The 17,568-nt window shown below is 72.6% G+C and carries 15 protein-coding genes and 1 riboswitch; of the genes, 10 read left to right on the plus strand and 5 right to left on the minus strand.

Annotation, left to right across the window (positions count from 1 at the left end; genetic code table 11):
* The first annotated feature begins 34 nt into the window (after window positions 1-34).
* A riboswitch (TPP riboswitch) is annotated at window positions 35-142 on the plus strand.
* 108 nt (window positions 143-250) lie between these two features.
* The 8 genes from ACSTA4_RS05115 to ligD all read left to right on the plus strand — a co-directional run bounded on the left by ACSTA4_RS05115 (window position 251) and on the right by ligD (window position 10,052).
* On the plus strand, window positions 251-871 hold the full coding sequence (locus ACSTA4_RS05115) for an ECF transporter S component (protein ID WP_248773642.1): 621 nt from the start codon (window positions 251-253) through the stop codon (window positions 869-871).
* A 2-nt stretch (window positions 872-873) separates the two neighbouring features.
* Window positions 874-2,487, plus strand: coding sequence for an ABC transporter ATP-binding protein (locus ACSTA4_RS05120; protein ID WP_444962589.1), 1,614 nt, complete (start codon window positions 874-876; stop codon window positions 2,485-2,487).
* Complete coding sequence (locus tag ACSTA4_RS05125; RefSeq protein WP_444962590.1) at window positions 2,480-3,292, plus strand: energy-coupling factor transporter transmembrane component T family protein; 813 nt, start codon at window positions 2,480-2,482, stop codon at window positions 3,290-3,292. Before ACSTA4_RS05120 ends, ACSTA4_RS05125 begins: the two co-directional genes overlap by 8 nt.
* A gap of 57 nt (window positions 3,293-3,349) precedes the next feature.
* Entirely contained in the window at window positions 3,350-4,138 is a 789-nt protein-coding gene (locus ACSTA4_RS05130; protein WP_274976376.1) for an enoyl-CoA hydratase/isomerase family protein, read from the plus strand.
* A gap of 440 nt (window positions 4,139-4,578) precedes the next feature.
* Window positions 4,579-6,840 carry a protein kinase domain-containing protein gene (locus ACSTA4_RS05135; RefSeq protein ID WP_444962591.1) on the plus strand — a complete coding sequence of 754 codons (2,262 nt, stop codon included), beginning with the start codon at window positions 4,579-4,581 and terminating at the stop codon, window positions 6,838-6,840.
* Between the two features lie 450 nt (window positions 6,841-7,290).
* Complete coding sequence (locus ACSTA4_RS05140) at window positions 7,291-8,070, plus strand: electron transfer flavoprotein subunit beta/FixA family protein (RefSeq protein ID WP_444962592.1); 780 nt, start codon at window positions 7,291-7,293, stop codon at window positions 8,068-8,070.
* Between the two features lie 32 nt (window positions 8,071-8,102).
* Complete coding sequence (locus ACSTA4_RS05145; RefSeq protein ID WP_444962593.1) at window positions 8,103-9,047, plus strand: electron transfer flavoprotein subunit alpha/FixB family protein; 945 nt, start codon at window positions 8,103-8,105, stop codon at window positions 9,045-9,047.
* Between the two features lie 126 nt (window positions 9,048-9,173).
* Window positions 9,174-10,052: a non-homologous end-joining DNA ligase gene (ligD, locus tag ACSTA4_RS05150; RefSeq protein WP_444962594.1), complete on the plus strand. Its 879-nt coding sequence runs from the start codon at window positions 9,174-9,176 to the stop codon at window positions 10,050-10,052.
* Between the two features lie 15 nt (window positions 10,053-10,067).
* Here ligD and ACSTA4_RS05155 read toward each other — a convergent pair whose 3' ends face one another.
* The 3 genes from ACSTA4_RS05155 to ACSTA4_RS05165 are packed head-to-tail and all read right to left on the minus strand — an operon-like array spanning window position 10,068 to window position 12,611.
* Window positions 10,068-10,568 (minus strand): hypothetical protein, encoded by a 501-nt coding sequence (locus ACSTA4_RS05155; protein WP_444962595.1) that lies wholly within the window; start codon window positions 10,566-10,568, stop codon window positions 10,068-10,070.
* 17 nt (window positions 10,569-10,585) lie between these two features.
* Window positions 10,586-12,244, minus strand: a complete 1,659-nt coding sequence (locus ACSTA4_RS05160; RefSeq protein ID WP_444962596.1) for an alpha/beta hydrolase — start codon at window positions 12,242-12,244, stop codon at window positions 10,586-10,588.
* Between the two features lie 40 nt (window positions 12,245-12,284).
* Window positions 12,285-12,611, minus strand: coding sequence for a hypothetical protein (locus ACSTA4_RS05165; RefSeq protein ID WP_248773652.1), 327 nt, complete (start codon window positions 12,609-12,611; stop codon window positions 12,285-12,287).
* Between the two features lie 296 nt (window positions 12,612-12,907).
* Between ACSTA4_RS05165 and ACSTA4_RS05170 the strand changes: the two genes are divergently transcribed.
* Window positions 12,908-14,173 (plus strand): hemolysin family protein, encoded by a 1,266-nt coding sequence (locus ACSTA4_RS05170; RefSeq protein WP_444962597.1) that lies wholly within the window; start codon window positions 12,908-12,910, stop codon window positions 14,171-14,173.
* 126 nt (window positions 14,174-14,299) lie between these two features.
* Window positions 14,300-15,784, plus strand: coding sequence for an aldehyde dehydrogenase family protein (locus ACSTA4_RS05175; RefSeq protein ID WP_444962598.1), 1,485 nt, complete (start codon window positions 14,300-14,302; stop codon window positions 15,782-15,784).
* A gap of 164 nt (window positions 15,785-15,948) precedes the next feature.
* Here ACSTA4_RS05175 and ACSTA4_RS05180 read toward each other — a convergent pair whose 3' ends face one another.
* A complete protein-coding gene (locus ACSTA4_RS05180; protein WP_444962599.1) occupies window positions 15,949-16,707 on the minus strand; it encodes a methyltransferase domain-containing protein in 759 nt (252 codons plus the stop codon).
* The gene (locus ACSTA4_RS05185; protein WP_444962600.1) at window positions 16,704-17,483 is read right to left on the minus strand and encodes a class I SAM-dependent methyltransferase; all 780 of its coding nucleotides are present in this window, start codon (window positions 17,481-17,483) and stop codon (window positions 16,704-16,706) included. Before ACSTA4_RS05185 ends, ACSTA4_RS05180 begins: the two co-directional genes overlap by 4 nt.
* Window positions 17,484-17,568: the final 85 nt, after the last annotated feature.

Here is a 17,568-nt window from a genome sequence, read left to right on the forward strand (position 1 = left end):
CTTGCCTTCAGGCAGGAGAGGAAGTCAAAATGGGTGAAACCGACAGGGGAGCGCGCGAGCGCTGAGAGTGCGGCACCAGGCCGCAGACCCTTACACACCTGATCTGGGTCATGCCAGCGAAGGAAGTCGTAGGAACCGTCACCGGTGGCGTGCTCCCGCGCACCGGGGACGTCCCGGCGCGCGCGGAACGCGTTCCGGCGCCGCTCTCGGCCGCACGGGCCCCTCGCATCCCCCGGCGAAGGGACACCGCATGAAGAGGAACACCACCACCCCCCAGGGCACCGGCTTCCGGCGCGACGTCCTCGGCCGGCTGCGGAGCTGGCGCACCGTCGACATCGTCGTGGCCGCCGTCATCGGCGTCGCGGTCGGCGTGGTCTTCTGGCTCTGGAACATCGTCTGGTCGGTCACGACCCCGCTGTTCGTCGGCTTCCCGCCCGCGCAGGCCGTCGTCTACGGCATGTGGCTGATCTCCGGCGTGCTGGGCGGCCTGATCATCCGCAAGCCCGGCGCGGCCCTGCTCACCGCCATCGCCGCCGCCTCGGTGTCGGCGCTCCTGGGCACCCAGTGGGGGATCATGGTCATCCTCGACGGCGCCCTCCAGGGCATCCTGCCCGAACTCGTCTTCCTCGCCTTCGGCTACCGCCGCTGGGGCATGGGCGTGGCCGTCCTCGCGGCGGCGGTCGCGGGCGTCTCCCCGGCCATCCGCGACAACCTCGCCTACAACGTGACCTGGCCGCTGTCCTACCAGATCACCTACGGCGTCATCGTGGTGGTCAGCGCCGCCCTCATCGCGGGCGTGGGCGCCCGCCTGCTCACCACCGCCCTGGCCCGCTCCGGGGCGCTGGCCCCCTTCCCGTCCGCGAGGGGCTGACCGTGGCCTCCGCGAACGGGCGCCGGACGGCGGCCGGGGGCCCCGGCGCGCGCGTGGAGCTCTCCGGCTGGGGCTGGCGGCACTCGGGCCGCGAGTCCCACGCGCTGCGCGGCGTGGATCTGGTGATCGAGCCGGGTGAGCGCGTGCTGCTGCTGGGCGCCTCCGGCGCGGGCAAGTCCACCCTGCTGCACTCGCTGGCCGGTCTGACCGGCGAGGACGCCGCCATCAGCGGCGACCACGAGGGCACCCTGCTCCTGGACGGCGAGCCCGCCGACCGGAGCCGGGGCTCGGTCGGCCTGGTCAGCCAGGACCCCGAGACGCAGCTGGTGATGGCGCGCGCGGGCGACGACGTCGCCTTCGGCCCGGAGAACCTGGGCGTGACCCCCGACCTCATCTGGCCCCGGGTCCACGAGGCACTGGAGGCCGTGGGCTTCCCGTACGGACCGCGCCATCCCACCGGCGCGCTGTCGGGCGGTGAGAAGCAGCGCCTGGTGATCGCCGGGGCCCTGGCGATGCGCCCCCGCCTGCTGCTGCTGGACGAGCCCACCGCCAACCTCGACCCGGCCGGGGCCGCGCTGGTGCGCGGCGTGCTGGCCCGCCTGCTCGCCGAGACCGAGGCGACCCTGGTGCTGGTCGAGCACCGGGTGGCCGACGTCGTGGACCTGGTGGACCGGGTCGTGGTCGTGGCGCCCGGCGGCGGGGTCGTCGCCGACGGGCCGCCGGGGACCGTGTTCGCCGAACACGGGCGCTCGCTGGCCGCGCAGGGCGTGTGGGTGCCCGGGCACGAGCCCGCGCCCGCCCTTGAGCCCGCGCCGGGCGGTGAGCCCCTGCTGGAGGCCGTGGGCGTCACGGCGCGCACCCCGAGCCAGCTCGGCGTGCGCGCGGCGCCGCGGCGCACGGTGTTCGAGGGGGTGGACGCCACCGTCCGGGCCGGAACCGCGACCGCACTGACCGGCCCCAACGGCGCGGGCAAGTCCACGCTGCTGACCCTGCTCGCCGGGCTGTCCAGGCCCCACCGGGGAGCGGTGCTGCCGCGCGGGCCGCTGGCCGGGGCCGACCCGCGCCCGCTCGTTCGCTGGCCCGCCCGCAGGCTGGCCCGGCACGTGGGCACGGTCTTCCAGCACGCCGAGGACCAGTTCGTCACCGCCACCGTGCGCGACGAGCTGCGCTTCGCCCCGCTGCGCGCCGGGATGGGCGAGGCCGAGACCGAGGCCTGGGTAGGCGAGCTGATGGAGCGCCTGCGCCTGTCGGCGCTGGCCGACGTGCACCCCTACACGCTCTCGGGCGGTGAGAAGCGGCGGCTGTCGGTGGCCACGGCGCTCAGCTCGGGCCCCGCGCACGCGCCCGACGCGCTCGTCCTGGACGAGCCCACCTTCGGCCAGGACACCCGGACCTGGACCGAACTCGTGGAGCTGCTCGCCACCCTGCGATCCGCGGGCCGCGCGGTGGTCATGGCCACCCACGACGACCTGTTGCTGCGGAGTCTGGCCGACGCGCGGGTGCGCGTGGCCGGGGGGCGCGCCGTACACGAGGCCGCCGCACCTGACGCGGGCGCCGGGGCGGAGCCGCCCGGGCCCGAGGGGCACGCGGCGGCGGGAAGGGGGAGCCGTGGCTGACCGGAGGCTTCCGAACACACCCGCGGACGGGGAACGTGTCCCGGGCGGAGACGCGCTCACCCTGGAGGCCCCCGCGGACGGCGGGGCGCGCTTCTGGCTGGTCGGGCTCAACCCGGCGGCCAAACTGCTCGCCGCCCTGCTGCTGGGCGTGGGCCTGGTCCCGGCCGTGGACGCCGTCACCGGCGGCGTGGTGCTGGCGGGCGTCCTGCTGCTCCTGCCGTTCAGCGGGATCGACCGGCGCACCCTGCTCGTGCTGGGCGGGCCCTTCCTGCTCATGGGGCTCTCCAGCGGGCTGGTCAACTACCTGTACGGGGAGCACGGCGCGGAGGGCGCGCTGGGCGCCGCGGTGCGCCTGCTGGCCATCGCCCTGCCCGGGCTGCTCGCCGCCGTGAGCAGCGACCCCACGGAGACCGCCGACGGCCTGGTGCAGCGGCTGCGGGTCCCCGAGCGGCCCGCCATGGGCGTGCTGGCGGCGCTGCGGCTCGTCCCGCTGCTCGCCGACCAGTGGCGCACGATCACGCTGGCGCGGAGGGCGCGCGGGCTGGAGGCCGGGCGCGACCCGGTCAGGGCGGTCGCGCTGTTCTTCGGCCGCCTGTTCGCCCTGCTGGTGCGCTCCATCCGCACCGGGACGCTGCTGGCCGCGGCGATGGACGCGCGCGCCTTCGGGACCGGGCCGCGCACCCGCGCCCGGGAGAGCCGCTGGCGGACCGCGGACACGCTGCTGCTGGCGGGGGCCGCCCTGCTCCTGGCGGCGGCCTACACCCTGTCCGCCCGGCTGGGCACCCTGGTGCTGCTCTTCTCCTGAACCGGGTGGTAAGCAGTTCGGAGACAGTGACGTCCGAGTAGTGAGGGGCAGCAGACCGTGGGCGAGTTCGTGCGTGTGGAGACCGATCCGGACCATCCGGCCGTGGCCGTGATCCGGCTGGACAGGCCGAAGGTGAACGCGCTCAACGCCGCGCTCACCGCGGAGATCGCCGAGGCCGCGACCCGGGTCGCCAAGGACCCGGACGTGCGCGCCGTGGTCGTCTACGGCGGCGAGCGGGTGTTCGTCGCGGGCGCCGACATCAAGGAGATGGCCGACCTCACCGCCGCGCAGATGCTGGGCTACGCGCGCGACCTCCAGAGCGCCCTGAACCTGGTGGCCCGCATCCCCAAGCCGGTCGTGGCGGCGGTCACCGGGTACGCGCTCGGCGGCGGCCTGGAACTGGCACTGGCCGCGGACTTCCGGGTGGCGGGAGCCGGGGCCAGGCTGGGCGTGCCCGAGATCCAGCTCGGCGTCATCCCCGGCGCGGGCGGGACCCAGCGCCTGCCCCGCCTGATCGGCTCCTCCAGGGCCAAGGAGATGATCTTCAGCGGTCGCCACGTGAAGGCGGACGAGGCCCGGGAGATCGGCCTGGTGGACCAGGTCGTCCCGGACGAGGAGGTCTACCGGGCCGCCGTGGCGCTGGTCGCCCGGTACGCCCAGGGTCCGGCCGTCGCGCTGGCCGCGGCCAAGGAGGCGGTGGACCGGGGCCTGGAGACGGACCTGGACACCGGTCTGGAGATCGAGCGCCTGCACTTCGCGGGCCTGTTCTCGACCGAGGACCAGAAGGACGGCATGCGCAGTTTCGTCGAGCAGGGCCCCGGCAAGGCCGCCTTCAAGGGGCGCTGACGGGGCGCTGAAGCGGCGCCGGAGGGACGCCGGACCGGGCTGGTCCGGGCCGACCGGGCGCCGGAACAGCAGGTCGGGGCGGCGGCACACGGTGCCGTGCCGTCCGCCCCGCCGCCGTTTCGGTGGATTCGAGAACTTTTCACCCCGCTCGTTGGATCGAACGGTGTCACGGGGGTTCGGCCGAACGTCCGGATCCGGCCAGTCCGGACGGGAGGGAGGGAACCGCCCACGCCAGTTTTCCGTCATACTCGTGAGGGTCGCCCCCGGACGGACGCGCCGCCTGAACCCCGGACGCCCGGCGGTGCGGAAGCGACCACACGGGCCCGAGACCGGGACGAACAAGCCAATGGTGACCCATCCCCCGGCCGCTAAGCTGGACGCGGTGGTATGTGGTCTTTTGAGGGGATGAATTCTCGATGGCAATGTCGGCAGGTTTCCCCATGGGTGAGGAGCTGCCGGAGCGCATCGGCCACTACGTCATCCGCCGCCGCATCGGGCAGGGCGGCATGGGCGTGGTGTACCAGGCCGAGGACCCCCGGACCGAGCAGTTCGTCGCGGTGAAGGTCCTCAAGCCGGAGGTCGCGGGCGACCACATCGCCCGGGCCCGCCTCGCCCGCGAGGTCGAGACCATGCGCCGCGTGCACAGCCCCAACGTGGCCGAGGTCATCGAAGCCGACACCCAGGCCGAGCTGCCGTGGGTGGTCACCGAGCACATCCCCGGCCCGACCCTGGACGCCACGGTCACCAACCACGGCCCGCTGCGCGGCCGCGCGCTCACCCGCTTCGTCACCGGCATGGCCCGCGCGATCCGGGACATCCACGCGGTGGACGTGATCCACCGCGACCTCAAGCCCGGCAACGTGATCATCTCCAACGGCGAGCCGATCGTCATCGACTTCGGCATCGCGCACGCGGTGGACGGCGCCAAGCTGACCCAGACCGGCACGTTCGTGGGCACGCCCAGCTACCTGTCCCCGGAGGTCATCGAGGGCACCGACCTGGGCCCGGCCACCGACATCCACGCCTGGGGCGGCACCGTCGCCTTCGCCTCCACCGGCCGCCCGCCCTACGGCGCGGGCACCTTCGAGGTCATCTTCTTCCGCATCCTCAACGGCGAGATCGACATGGACGGGATGCACGAGGCGCTGCGGCCGCTGGTCAACCGCGCAGTCTCCCGTGACATGCGCAGCCGCCCCACGGCGGAGGAACTGCTGGAGGAGGCCAGCCGCCTCAACCTCGACCTGCCCTGGACCGAGGACGCGGGGGGCCGTCCCAGCGGGCTCACCGGCAGCCACACCGTGTATCACCCGACCACGGCCGGGGGCACCGGCGAGGAGCCGGGCAGCGGCGGCCCGGGCGGCGCCGCCGCGGCGGGCGCGGCCGGTGCCGCGCTCGGCGGCGCGGCGGGCTACCTGGCCGGACGCGCGGCCCAGAACGACCAGGGCTGGGGCCCCTCGCACACCGGCGGCCCCGCCTCCAGCGCCTGGTCCCCGTCCGGGGACCCCGCGCGCCCGGCCTCCGCGGCGCACTCCGGCGGCCTGGTCGACGACCCCGTGTCCACCAACGACCTCTCGGGCGCGGCGAACGGCCGCCGCGCCGACGACCCGGAGTCCACCGACGACCTCTCCGGCGCGCGGCGCGGCTGGGACTACGAGGACGACGGGCTCCCGGGCACCGAGCGCATCGCCCCGCGCGACGCCGACGACCCCGACGACCCCCAGGGGACGATGCGGATCAGCCCGGTCCGCGACGAACCGGACGACGTGCTGGGCACGCGGCGCATCCAGCCCGACGAGTTCTCCCGCGAGGACCCGCAGGGCACGATGATGATGGACCCGGTGGACCGGGACGGATACGCCCGGCGCCCCGTCGACGAGCACGAGGACGAGGGCCACCAGGCGCCGCACACGCAGTTCTTCAACACCCCGCTGCACAAGGGCGACTTCGCCGACATCCTCACCCCGGTGGACGACGGCCGGGGCAGCAACCAGACGCAGGAGTTCGACGGGGACGAGTACGAGGAGCGGCGCGGCGGCCTGCTGGGCCGGTTCCGTCGCGGCGGCGGCGACCGGGTGAGCGACTACTTCCAGGACGACTCCGACGAGGAGGGCGAGGAGTACGAGGAGCGGTCGTGGCGGATGCACCCGCTGACGATCCTGCCCATGCTGGTCTCCGTGGCCGGTGTGTCCCTGCTCTTCCCCTGGTTCGGGCTGATCCTGGGCGTCGTGATCATCGCCGCGCTGGGCGCCCTGGACGTGGTCAAGGCCGAGCACGCCCGCCGCCTCCAGACGCGCGGCCCGCGCAGCTCCGACAACATGGTGGTGGCGCTCAGCTTCCCGTGGGCCTTCGGGCGCATGGCGCTGCGCACGCTCGGCTTCGGGCTGGTCTACCTGCTGGCGGGCATCCTGGTCGGCATGATCTACGCGCGGATCGCGGACGTGCCGGGTCAGGGCGCCAACTACACCGGCGCCTTCGCGATCTTCGTGATGCTCCTGCTCAGCTACGTCATGCCGAGCGGGCGCGAGGCGCGGCACCAGGCGGTGTGGCTGGTTCGCCGGGTCCACTACCGCAACCTGTACGTCTACGTCGGCGTGTGCATCGGCCTCGTGCTGCTGACCATGCTCATCCTGTCCTTCGGCCTGTCGGCGGCTCCGGACTGGGTGCCGATCGGCGGTCCCTCGGACTGGTTCGACGGACAGTGATCCCCGCCCGGCGGGCCGTACGGCTCACCGGGCACCGCGAAGGCCCCGGGCTCCGGCCCGGGGCCTTCGGCGTTCCCGCCGGGCGGGAGGACTCCGACCTGTTACCGGTGGTGTGACCGGTTCCGGCGGGATCGGCGGCGACTAGGGTGGGGAGCGGGAGGCGGGCACCCGCGACCGGTGTCCGGCGCAGGCGGTCCGACCGGGGTCGGAGCACCTGCGGCACAGCGGTGGTTAGGGTTGCCTCAGTCACACCGGGGGCCAGGGGTTGGCCTCCAAGCTACTAGCCAGTAACATCTGGGCTATGAGCACATCGCGGGACCTGTCTGAACGTGAAGGCGGCCCCGCCGTCGGATGACCGAACGGCATTCGGCATTGTTGGCAGTAGGGGGCGCGCCAGCGTCCGGCCGCCGCACGGCGGATCATGGAGTGCAGGGAGGTCGGCCACCGGCCATGAATATTGTCGTTTTGGTCAAGCAGGTCCCGGACACGGCGACCGAGCGGAAGCTCAACCCCGAGGACAACACGCTCGATCGCGCTGCGTCCGACGGTGTCATCAACGAGCTGTGCGAGTACGCCATCGAGGAGGCGCTCCAGCTCAGGGAGAAGCACGGCGGCGAGGTCACCGTCCTGACGATGGGACCGGACCAGGCCACGGACTCCATCCGCAAGGCCCTGTCGATGGGCGCGGACAAGGCCGTCTTCGTCAACGACGACGCCCTCCACGGCTCGGACTCGCTCCAGACCGCCTACGCCCTCGCGCAGGCCCTGGGCACCATGGAGTTCGACGTGGTCGTCCTGGGCTCGGAGTCCACCGACGCGCGCACCGGCGTGGTCGGGGCCGCGCTCGCCGAGTACCTCGGCCTGCCGCAGCTCACGTTCGCCCGCAAGGTCGACATCGACGGCAGCACCATCAGGATCCAGCGCCAGACCGACTACGGCTACGACCTCGTCGAGGCCCAGCTCCCGGCGGTCGTCTCCGTGGTCGAGAAGATCAACGAGCCGCGCTACCCGTCCTTCAAGCTCATCATGCAGGCGAAGAAGAAGCCGGTGGACAAGAAGTCCGCCGCCGACGCGGGCATCGACACGGCCAGGGTGGGCCTGGCCAACGCCACCACCGAGACCGTCGACTTCGACGCCGCGCCGCCGCGCGCCGCGGGCACGGTGGTCAAGGACGAGGGCGACGGCGCCGCGAAGATCGCCGAGTTCCTCGTCGAGAAGAAGTTCGTCTAGGTCGAACGAGAGACTCAGGGAAGGTTAGGGATATGGCTGAGGTCCTCGTCCTCGTCGACCACGTCGACGGACAGGTCAAGAAGGTCACCACCGAGCTGCTGACCGCCGCCCGCCGCATCGGCGAGCCCGCGGCCGTGTGGATCGGTGACGGCGCCGAGTCGGGCAGGGCTGTCCTGGCCGAGTACGGCGCCGAGAAGGTCTACGTGGCTTCGGCCGAGCTGAACGACCACGTCGTGGCCCCCAAGGCCGAGCTGCTCGCCAAGCTCGCCCAGGACAAGGGCGCCGCCGCCATCCTGGTCTCGGCCACCGCCGAGAACAAGGAGATCGCGGGCCGCGCCGCGGTCAAGCTGGGCTCGGGTGTGCTCACCGACGTCGTGGACGTCAACGCCGAGGTCGTCGCCGAGCACAGTATCTTCGGCGGCACCACCGTCACCCACGCCCGCGTGCGCACCGGCGTGCCGGTCGTCGCGGTCCGCCCGAACTCCGTCCCGGCCGAGGCCGCCTCCGGCGCCGCCGCCGAGGAGCAGGTGTCGGTGGAGGTCTCCGACGCGGCCAGGAAGGCCAAGGTCGTCGAGCGCGTCCACGAGGAGCAGGGCGAGCGCCCCGAGCTCACCGAGGCCGCCATCGTGGTCTCCGGCGGTCGCGGCGTGGGCTCCGAGGACTTCTCGGTCGTGGAGAACCTCGCCGACTCGCTGGGCGCGGCCGTGGGCGCCTCCCGCGCCGCCGTCGACTCCGGCTGGTACCCGAACCAGTTCCAGGTCGGCCAGACCGGTAAGACGGTCAGCCCGAACCTGTACGTGGCCCTGGGCATCTCCGGCGCGATCCAGCACCGCGCGGGCATGCAGACCGCCAAGAACATCGTGGCGATCAACAAGGACCCCGAGGCCCCGATCTTCGAGCTGGCCGACTTCGGCGTCGTGGGCGACCTGCACGCGGTCACCCCGCAGCTGACCGAGGAGATCAACAAGCGCAAGTAGTACCGCGCTTCGACGCACGAACGCCCGGCCAGGGACCTCCCCAGCCGGGCGTTCGCGCGTTCGGGCACCGTTTTCCGGGGCCACCGCCCGGGTAGGCGGGCCGCACGGCGGCGAACGGGGGAGGACATGGCGGCGGAGACCGCGGGGGTGCGCGCGGGACGGCGGGTGGTGCGGGTGAGCAGGCCCGGCAAACCGCTGTTCGGCGAGGGCGGGGCCACCAAGGAGGACCTGGCGCGGTACCACGCCCGGATCGCCCCCCTGATGCTGCCGCACGTGCGCGACCGGCCGGTGGCCCTGGCGCGCTTCCCCGACGGGATCGACGCGCAGGGGTTCTTCGTCAAGCACCCGTCGGTCCCGGACTGGGTGGCCACTGTGGAGACCAGCGGCGGCCGGATGATGCTGTGCCAGGACGCGGCCGCGCTGGTCTGGTGCGCCGACCAGGCGGCGATCACCCTGCACGCCTGGCAGTCCCGGCAGCCGAACCTGGGCCTGCCCGACCGGATGGTGATCGACCTCGACCCCGCCGGGGACGGCCCCGAGGCCTTCGCTGCCTGCCGCGCCGCGGCGCGGGACGTGCGGGAGGTGCTCGACGACCTCGGCCTGGCCGCCTACGTGATGACCAGCGGCTCCCGGGGGCTGCACGTGCGCTCGCCGCTGCGGCCCGAGGCCGACGACCAGGAGGTCCGCGTGCTGGCGGAGGCGGTCGCGGACCGGGTGGCGGCCCGGCGGCCGGACGAGCTGACCACCGAGGTTCGCAAGGCCGCGCGCGGGGACCGGTTGTTCGTGGACTACCTGCGCAACGGCCGCGAACAGCTCGCGGTGGTGCCGTACTCGGTGCGGGCCAGGTCGGACGCGCCGATCGCGGCGCCCCTGACCTGGGAGGACCTGGAGAAGGTGGAGACGGCCCGGGATCTCACGATCGACCTGGAGCGCGAGGAGTGCCCGTTCGCGGGGATGGGCAGGCACGCCCGCTCCCCGCGCAGGGCCCTGGAGCGGCTGGGCTGAGGCTCGCCGGGGGCGTCAGGAGTCCGGGGCGCCTTCGGGCTGGACACAGGGCGAGGAGGCGGAGAGTGCCAGGCTGCCGTCTCCCGCCACCTGCACGGTCATCCCGAAAGCGTCCTCCGCGTGTTCGACGGACAGGAACATGTCCTCGGGTCGCAGATCCTCGAACACCTGGTAACCGTTGGCACTCCAGTGCTCGTGGAGCAGTTCGAAGGTGGCTTCGTTGTCCTCGACGGGCAGACCCCGCACCCAGAACGTCTCGCTGACGGTGACCCGGTCCCTGGACCCGCCGTCCGTGGGGTCGTCGCAGGCGGCGACGATGGTTCCGCGCCGTTCCTCCAGTTCCGCCTCCTCCGGGAGCGCGGTCATCGTGTTGTCGATGTGCTCCCGGACCTTCTCCGCGGCCTCGTCCTCGGTCATAGTCGCCTCCGTTCCCGATTCCCCGGACTCACCGGGGCCACAGCCGGTCGCCACCAGGGCGAGGGCGATGACCCACGCCCACGGTCTGAATCTGATCACGTGCCGCTTCCTATCCCTTATTCCGCCTGCCCCGCGATGACCCTGCCCATGTGGAGCAAGGATTTCGTCCTGGGGTCGAAGTACTCCGAGTGAGCGGGGCCGAGCGGCCAGGAGCCTCCCACACTGCCGGGGTTGGACTCGAACACGTTCGCTCCGAATTCCGGATCGGTCGGGTCCATGCCGTGCGTGAGGCCCGTCAGGTTGGTGATGCCGTCATTCTCCGCCGTTGAGACGTGCACGTTCTCGGCGGGAAGATTCAGGTCGGTCACGTGGTCGGCGTTGGTTCCGGGGCTGCCCACGAGTATCACTTCGTCCGTGTCGAGTCCGGCGTCGCTCTGCGCGGTGTGCCCGACCACCGTGGAACCGTAACTGTGGCCTATGACGGTGTTGTGGGACGGTGGCCCCTGGTGGGTGGAGCGCAGTCCGTCCTGGAAACTGCTCAGCTCGCTGACCGCGTCCTCCGCCCGTCCTTCGAAGGCCGCTTCGGGAACGTTGGGGGCGTCGTACCCGATCCAGCTGATCACGGAGTGGCTGCCGTTCGGGTCCGCGTTCGACGCGGACTCCAGGAGGTTGTCTCCTCGGCCGACCTGGTCGTTGATGCTCTCCCAGGTCGTCGTGGTGCCCGGCACCAGGGTCGCCACGTTGTCGGCTGTGTCGGGGTTGCCGTTGGCCACGATCGCCCGTCCGTCGCCCTCGGTGTCCAGAGCCAGCAGGTACCTGTCAGCGCTTTCGTCCTCCAGGCTCTCCCGCAGCTCCTTCAGCTCCTGGAGCTGGTTGTCGAGCGTGTCGTCGTTCGCCATGGCCAACGCGATCGCGTCGGACCCGTTGCTGCCCCGGGCGGCCGCCTCCCCGATCTCCTCGTCCCGTTCGGCGATCTCCTCCTCGAACCGCTCGATCTCGTCGTCGAGATGGTCGCGGTTCAGTTGGTCGCGCACGGCCGCCGGGATGCCGTCGAGCTCGCGCAGCAGCTCGGGATGGTCCCGCACGGCCTGTTCCTGCTCCTCCTCGGTCATCGAGGTCCACCACAGGTTGACGACGGACGGATGCTCGTCACCGCTCAGCTCGTCCGGAACCATGCTGGGGACCGCGTCACCGAAGTAGGTCAACTGGCTGCCGGTCAGCAGAGACGACTCGATGAGGCGTTCCAGGGACTCCTGGCTCGGGCCGTTGCGCAGGTCCTTCTCGGTCTGCTCGGCCTGCTCCATCAGGGTTTCCCAGTGTCCGGAGTGCTCGGAGAGCAGTTCCTCGCGCAACGTCTCCAACTGGCCTTCGGTGATCCCCGCTCCCTCCCGGCCCAGGCTGCCGAGAATGGAACCATTGGCCTCCTCGTCGATGCGGACCTTGCCCTCCTCCCAGCGGGTCTCCAACTTGGCGCGCTCGGCACGGTAGGCCTCGATGTCGAGCCCCCACTGGCGCAGGACCGCCGCTCCGTAGGTCAGTGAGGCGGCGGCCTCCTGCCAGGAGGACAGTTCCCGGGAGGAGCTGGAGACGATGTTCCAGGCGACGAGGTCGGTGAACTCTCCGGCGGAGGACCGGAACTGGCTGTGGGTGCCCTCGGACTGGCCGAGCATGTTCTGGCGAACGGTGTCGAGCTGGTCGGCGCCCGACTCGATGGCGCCGACGTCGGCGTCGATGTCCTCGGGCAGGCCGAGGGACATGGAGGAGAGGTCGCTCACGGCAGGGGTCTCCGCGGTTGGTGGGGGCGGGGGACAGGGATCAGAAGTTGATCTGGATGTCGAGGGACTCCAGGCCCTCCTGGTACTCCTCGGCGTTCTCGTGGTCGGTGTCGGTGATGGCCAGGTCAGCGCCCTGCACGTTCTGCGCGAGGTTGATGCCGTTCTGGGCGACCCTCCGGATGTGCTCCATGGTGTCGAGGTCGTAGTCGTCCAGACCGCCCGCCACGTGCTCGGACACGGCTCCCGTCAGGCCTTCGACGGCGGCCTCGAAGTCGGTGCCGAGGAAGACCATCGCCTCGGCCAGGGCTTCGGCCTCCTGGGCCTCGGACATGGCGTCGACGGGGTTGACGCCGGTCGAACCGGACACGGGAACTCCAGAGGGTGAAAGAGGGGTATCGGAGAGGAAGGTTACAACAGGTGCGTAAGAGCCTCCCGGAGGGGGCGGTCGCCCTCCGCGGTGGCCCCTGTGCGTTCCCACCTGCGGTAACAGCGCTGAAGTGAACGAGAGGCCATTCGGACTCGTTTTTGTCCGCATGTGGTCAGGCCGTGCCGCGGGCGGGGACCGCGCGGTGCGCGGACGACGGCCCCGGATGGTGTGGCCCGCGGGTTTCGGGGGAAGGAATCCCAGCTCCGGACACCGACAGTCGACCGCGGGGGAGTCCCATGGAGGGCATCGGGGCCCAGATCGGCCTCGTACTGGTCCTGGTCGTGGTGAACGCCGTGTTCGCGGGCAGCGAGATCGCCCTGATCACGCTGCGGGAGGGGCAGATCAGGCGGCTGGAGGAGCGCGGCCCGGGCGGGCGCGCGGTGGCCCGGCTGGCCCGCGACCCCAACCGGTTCCTGGCCACCATCCAGATCGGCATCACCCTCGCGGGCTTCCTCGCCTCCGCCACCGCCGCCGTCTCCCTCGCCCGCCCGCTGGTCGAGCCGCTGGGCTTCCTCGGCTCCTACGCGGCCCCGGTGTCGGTCGTGCTGGTCACCGTCGTGCTCACCTTCGTCACCCTGGTCCTGGGCGAACTCGCCCCCAAGCGCATCGCCATGCAGCGCGCCGAGCCCTGGGCACTGCTCGTGGCCCGCCCGCTCAACGCGCTGGCCCTGCTCTCGCGCCCCGCGATCTGGCTGCTCAGCGCCTCAACCGACCTGGTCGTCCGGCTCGGCGGGGTCGACCCGCGAGGCGCCAGGGAGGAGGCCACCGAGGAGGAGCTGCGCGACATGATCGAGGCCCAGGGCCATATGACCCCCGAACAGCGCACCATCCTCTCCGGGGCCTTCGACATCACCGGGCGGACGCTGCGCCAGGTCCTGGTGCCGCGCCCCGACGTGGACACCGTCCCGGCCGACCTGCCCGCGCGCGAGGCGGCCCTGCTCCTGGCCGAGCACGGCCACTCGCGCGCCCCGGTGGTCGGCCGGGACGACGTGGACGACATCGTCGGCGTGGTGCACTGGTCCGACCTCCTGCGGGGCGAGGGCACGGCCCGGGAGCTGGCCCGCGAACCGCTGCTGCTGCCCGACTCGCTGACGGTCTCCGCCGCGCTGCACCGGCTCACCGTCGAACGCCAGCAACTGGCCGTCGTGATCGGTGAGAGCGGCGAGGTCAGCGGCATCGTCAGCCTGGAGGACCTGTTGGAGGAGGTCGTCGGCGAGATCTACGACGAGACCGACACCGACGAGCGCGCCCCCGCCCGGCTGGACGGCGGCGCCCTGCGCCTGCCCGGCGCCTACCCCGTCCACGAGCTGGAGGACCTCGGCGTCGTCCTCACCGACCGGCCCCGGGGCAGTTACGTGACCGTCGCCGGGATGGTCCTGGTCCTGCTCGGCCACATCCCCGAGGAGCCCGGGGAGAGCGTGGACCTGGGCGGCTGGACGGCCACGGTCACCGAGGCCGACGGCCGCGTCGTCAGCGAACTCCTGCTCACCCCCGCCCGCTGAGGGCGCCGGGCGACAAGGGCGGTCGCGGAGTCGCTGAACAGTTTGCCAAGAGGCGGCAAGTCCCGTTGCCCGGGCCCCGGACAGGGGTGACCGTGGCACCAGTGACGCCGAAGCAGGGGAGGGCCGATGCACGCGGACCGCAGGCCGGACGCCTACACGGGGTTGGACCGGATGCCCATCGGGGACCAGTGGCGGCACGGGTCGTCCGGGAGCGTCGTCCAGGACGTGGACCCCTACGACGACACGGTCCTGACCGAGATCCGGCTGGCCGACGAGGGCGACGTGGACCTGGCCTACCGCGAGGCCCAGCGGGCGTGGCCGGGCTGGGCAGCGACCCCCGCCGCCGAGCGCGCCGAGGTCTTCGTACGGGCACTGCGCGTCCTGGACGCGCGCCGCGAGGAGATCGTCGACTGGCTGGTCCACGAGGCCGGGGCGATCCGCGAGCGCGCCGAGTTCGAGTGGGGGCTGGTGCGCAGCGGCGTGGTCGAGGTGACCTCATACCCCACGCGGGTCCAGGGCCGGATCCTGCCCGGCGTCACCCCGGGCAAGGAGAACCGCGTCTACCGCGAACCCCTCGGCGTGGTCACGGTGATCAGCCCGTGGAACTTCCCGTTCCAGCTCTCCCACCGCTCCGTCGCGCCCGCCGTCGCCCTCGGCAACACCGTGGTCCTCAAACCCGCCGAGAACACCCCGGTCACGGGCGGACTGCTGCTCGCCCGGATCTACGAGGAGGCCGGGCTGCCGCCCGGGGTGCTCAACGTGGTCGTCGGCAGGGGCGGCGAGATCGGCGACGCCCTGGCCACCCACGAGCTCTCCCGGATGATCTCGTTCACCGGCTCCACCGAGGTCGGCCGCCACATCGCCCGGCAGACCCCGCTCAAGAGGCGCGCGCTCGAACTCGGCGGCAACGGGCCGCTGGTGGTGCTGGAGGACGCCGACCTCGACCTGGCCGCGGACGCCGCCGTGTTCGGCTCCTACTACCACCAGGGCCAGATCTGCATGGCCACGAACCGGGTCGTGGCCGACGCCGCCGTCCACGACGAGCTGGTCGAGCGGATGCTCGTGCGCGCCCGGGTGCTGCGGGTGGGCGACCCCGCCGACCCCGCCACCCAGATCGGCCCCATCATCGACGACGAGCAGTGCGCGGGCGTGCGGGACGTGGTGGAGCGCTCCGTCGAGCAGGGCGCACGGCTCCTTCTGTCCGGCGAACCGACCGGCCCGGCGGGCAGGGTCCTGCCGCCCCACCTGCTGCTGGCCGACAACGGCATGCCGAGCGCGGCCGAGGAGGTGTTCGGCCCGGTGGCCACGGTCATCCGCGCGGAGGGGGAGGAGGACGCGCTGCGCATCGCCAACGACACCGAGTACGGGCTGTCCAGCGCGGTGCACACCCGCGACGCCGAGCGGGGGGTGCGCTTCGCCCGCCGCCTGACGGCGGGCATGACGCACGTCAACGACTCCACGCTCAACGACGAGGCCAACACCGCCTTCGGCGGCGAGAACCACTCCGGGCTCGGCCGGTTCGGCGGAGAGTGGGCGATGGAGGAGTTCACCGCCGACCACTGGGTCAGCCTCCAGCACACGCGCCGCAGGATGCCGTTCGGCCCGGAGTGACCAGCGCGGCGGCCGGTCCTGTGCAGGAAGAGGTCCGCCGTGGTGCGCCCGCCGGGGATGATCTCGCTCTGAGCGGCGATGTCGACGGACCGCGGTGCCGCCAGGGGCGAGATCACCGAGGGTCGGGCCCCTCGCGTCACACCGGCAACGTTTGCGGCCTGTCTCTAGCGCCTGCGCAGGACCAGCAGCAAATTCCAGGTGACGACCTCGCGCAGCAGCGGCACCCGCACGACCGGCCCGGCCCATCCGGGCAGGTAGCGGGGGCGCACGTCCACCACGTCCACGTCGGTGCGCCCGCGCGTCCAGCGCAGCATCTCCCCGGCGTGCGCGGCGTACATGGTGCGGCCGAAGTCGTTCTTGGGCCGCCGGCCGTGGCGCCGCGCGAACCGCTCCGCCGCGTACGCGCCGCCGAGGTAGTGCCACGGCGAGGTCTCGTGCCCGCCCCACGGGGACAGCCACAGCGTGTACGACAGGTACACCAGCCCTCCCGGCCGGGTCACCCGCACCATCTCGTCGGCCATCCGGGTCCGGTCCGGTACGTGCTCCAGCACGTTGGAGGAGAAGCACACGTCCACCGAACCGCTGCGCAGCGGCAGGTCCAGGGCGCTGCCCTGGACGCCGTACGCGTCGGCGTCGCGCCCGTGCAGCGTCATCTCGTGGGCGTCGGCGTCCACGCACAGGCAGCGGGCCCCCGCCGACCTCAGCTCGTCGGCGAAGTAGCCCGGGCCGCCGCCCACGTCCACCACGAGCCTGCCCTCCAGGGGCGTGTAGGAGCGCAGCTGCGCGACGGTGTCGCGGGCGAGTGTGCCGTAGAAGAACGCCGGGTCGGTCTGCTCCCTGCGGAAGGCGGCGAACAGCCGCACCGACCGGCCCAGGGTGGCGCGGAAGGGGACGGTGCCCCCGCCCGCGGCGTTCGCGGTCACGTGCCCGCCTCCAGCACCACGAAGTGGCGCAGGTGGCGCCAGTGGTCGCCGCCCCAGTACTCGTCGGAGGCGGCGATCCGGCCGTTCGGGACCAGCTCGGCGATCCGCTCGGTGCGCAGGGTGTGCATCCGCATCGGCGCCGGGTAGCGCAGCAGCACCCGCTGGGCGAGCGCCACCAGCGGCCACGGCGCGTACCGGAACACCAGTCCCTTGAAGGTGCGCCGTTCGGACTCGGGCACGCCCAGCACCATGGCGCCGCCGGGGCGCAGCACCCGCGCGAACTCGCGCACGTAGCCCTCGGCCAGGGCGGGCGGCAGGTGCTGGAGGACCAGATCGGTGTAGACCAGGTCGAAGGAGTCGTCCCCGAACACCGACAGGTCCGGACGCTCGTTCAGCACGAACTCGATCCGCCCCCCGGAGCGGTCCAGGCGGCGGGCCTCCTCCAGCATCGGCGCGGAGATGTCCACCCCCACGACCTCGGGGAAGTGCGCGGCCAGGGCGTTGGACAGCCGTCCCGCGCCGCACCCGAAGTCCAGCACCCGGCCCCCCTCGGGGCGGACGCCCAGCTCCTCCAGGCGGGCGACGGACGGGTCGACGTCGGCCCGCCCGGAGGCGAGGAACTCGTCGTCGTCCCAGCCGCCGCCCCTCTTGCCGGGGTCCACGCACACCGCCCACAGGGGTTCGGCCGAACCCAGCCGAGTCCAGTCGCGGCGGACCTGTTCGAGCCCCACCCGCATCACCTCCACGGTGCTCGCGACCCCGCCGGAACACGGCACCTGAATCGTGTTCCTGTTCCGGGCATCCAGGCCGGGATGGCCTGCGACAAGGGTCGAGGGAAAAAGTGGAACGTGTTGTATTCTG

Source organism: Nocardiopsis sp. M1B1, from assembly GCF_052466615.1.

Coding starts and splice junctions, on each gene's coding strand:
- ACSTA4_RS05135 (WP_444962591.1), top strand. CDS start 4,579: ATGGGTGAGGAGCTGCCGGAGCGCATCGGCCACTACGTCATCCGCCGC.
- ACSTA4_RS05115 (WP_248773642.1), top strand. CDS start 251: ATGAAGAGGAACACCACCACCCCCCAGGGCACCGGCTTCCGGCGCGAC.
- ligD (WP_444962594.1), top strand. CDS start 9,174: ATGGCGGCGGAGACCGCGGGGGTGCGCGCGGGACGGCGGGTGGTGCGG.
- ACSTA4_RS05170 (WP_444962597.1), top strand. CDS start 12,908: ATGGAGGGCATCGGGGCCCAGATCGGCCTCGTACTGGTCCTGGTCGTG.
- ACSTA4_RS05140 (WP_444962592.1), top strand. CDS start 7,291: ATGAATATTGTCGTTTTGGTCAAGCAGGTCCCGGACACGGCGACCGAG.
- ACSTA4_RS05145 (WP_444962593.1), top strand. CDS start 8,103: ATGGCTGAGGTCCTCGTCCTCGTCGACCACGTCGACGGACAGGTCAAG.
- ACSTA4_RS05175 (WP_444962598.1), top strand. CDS start 14,300: ATGCACGCGGACCGCAGGCCGGACGCCTACACGGGGTTGGACCGGATG.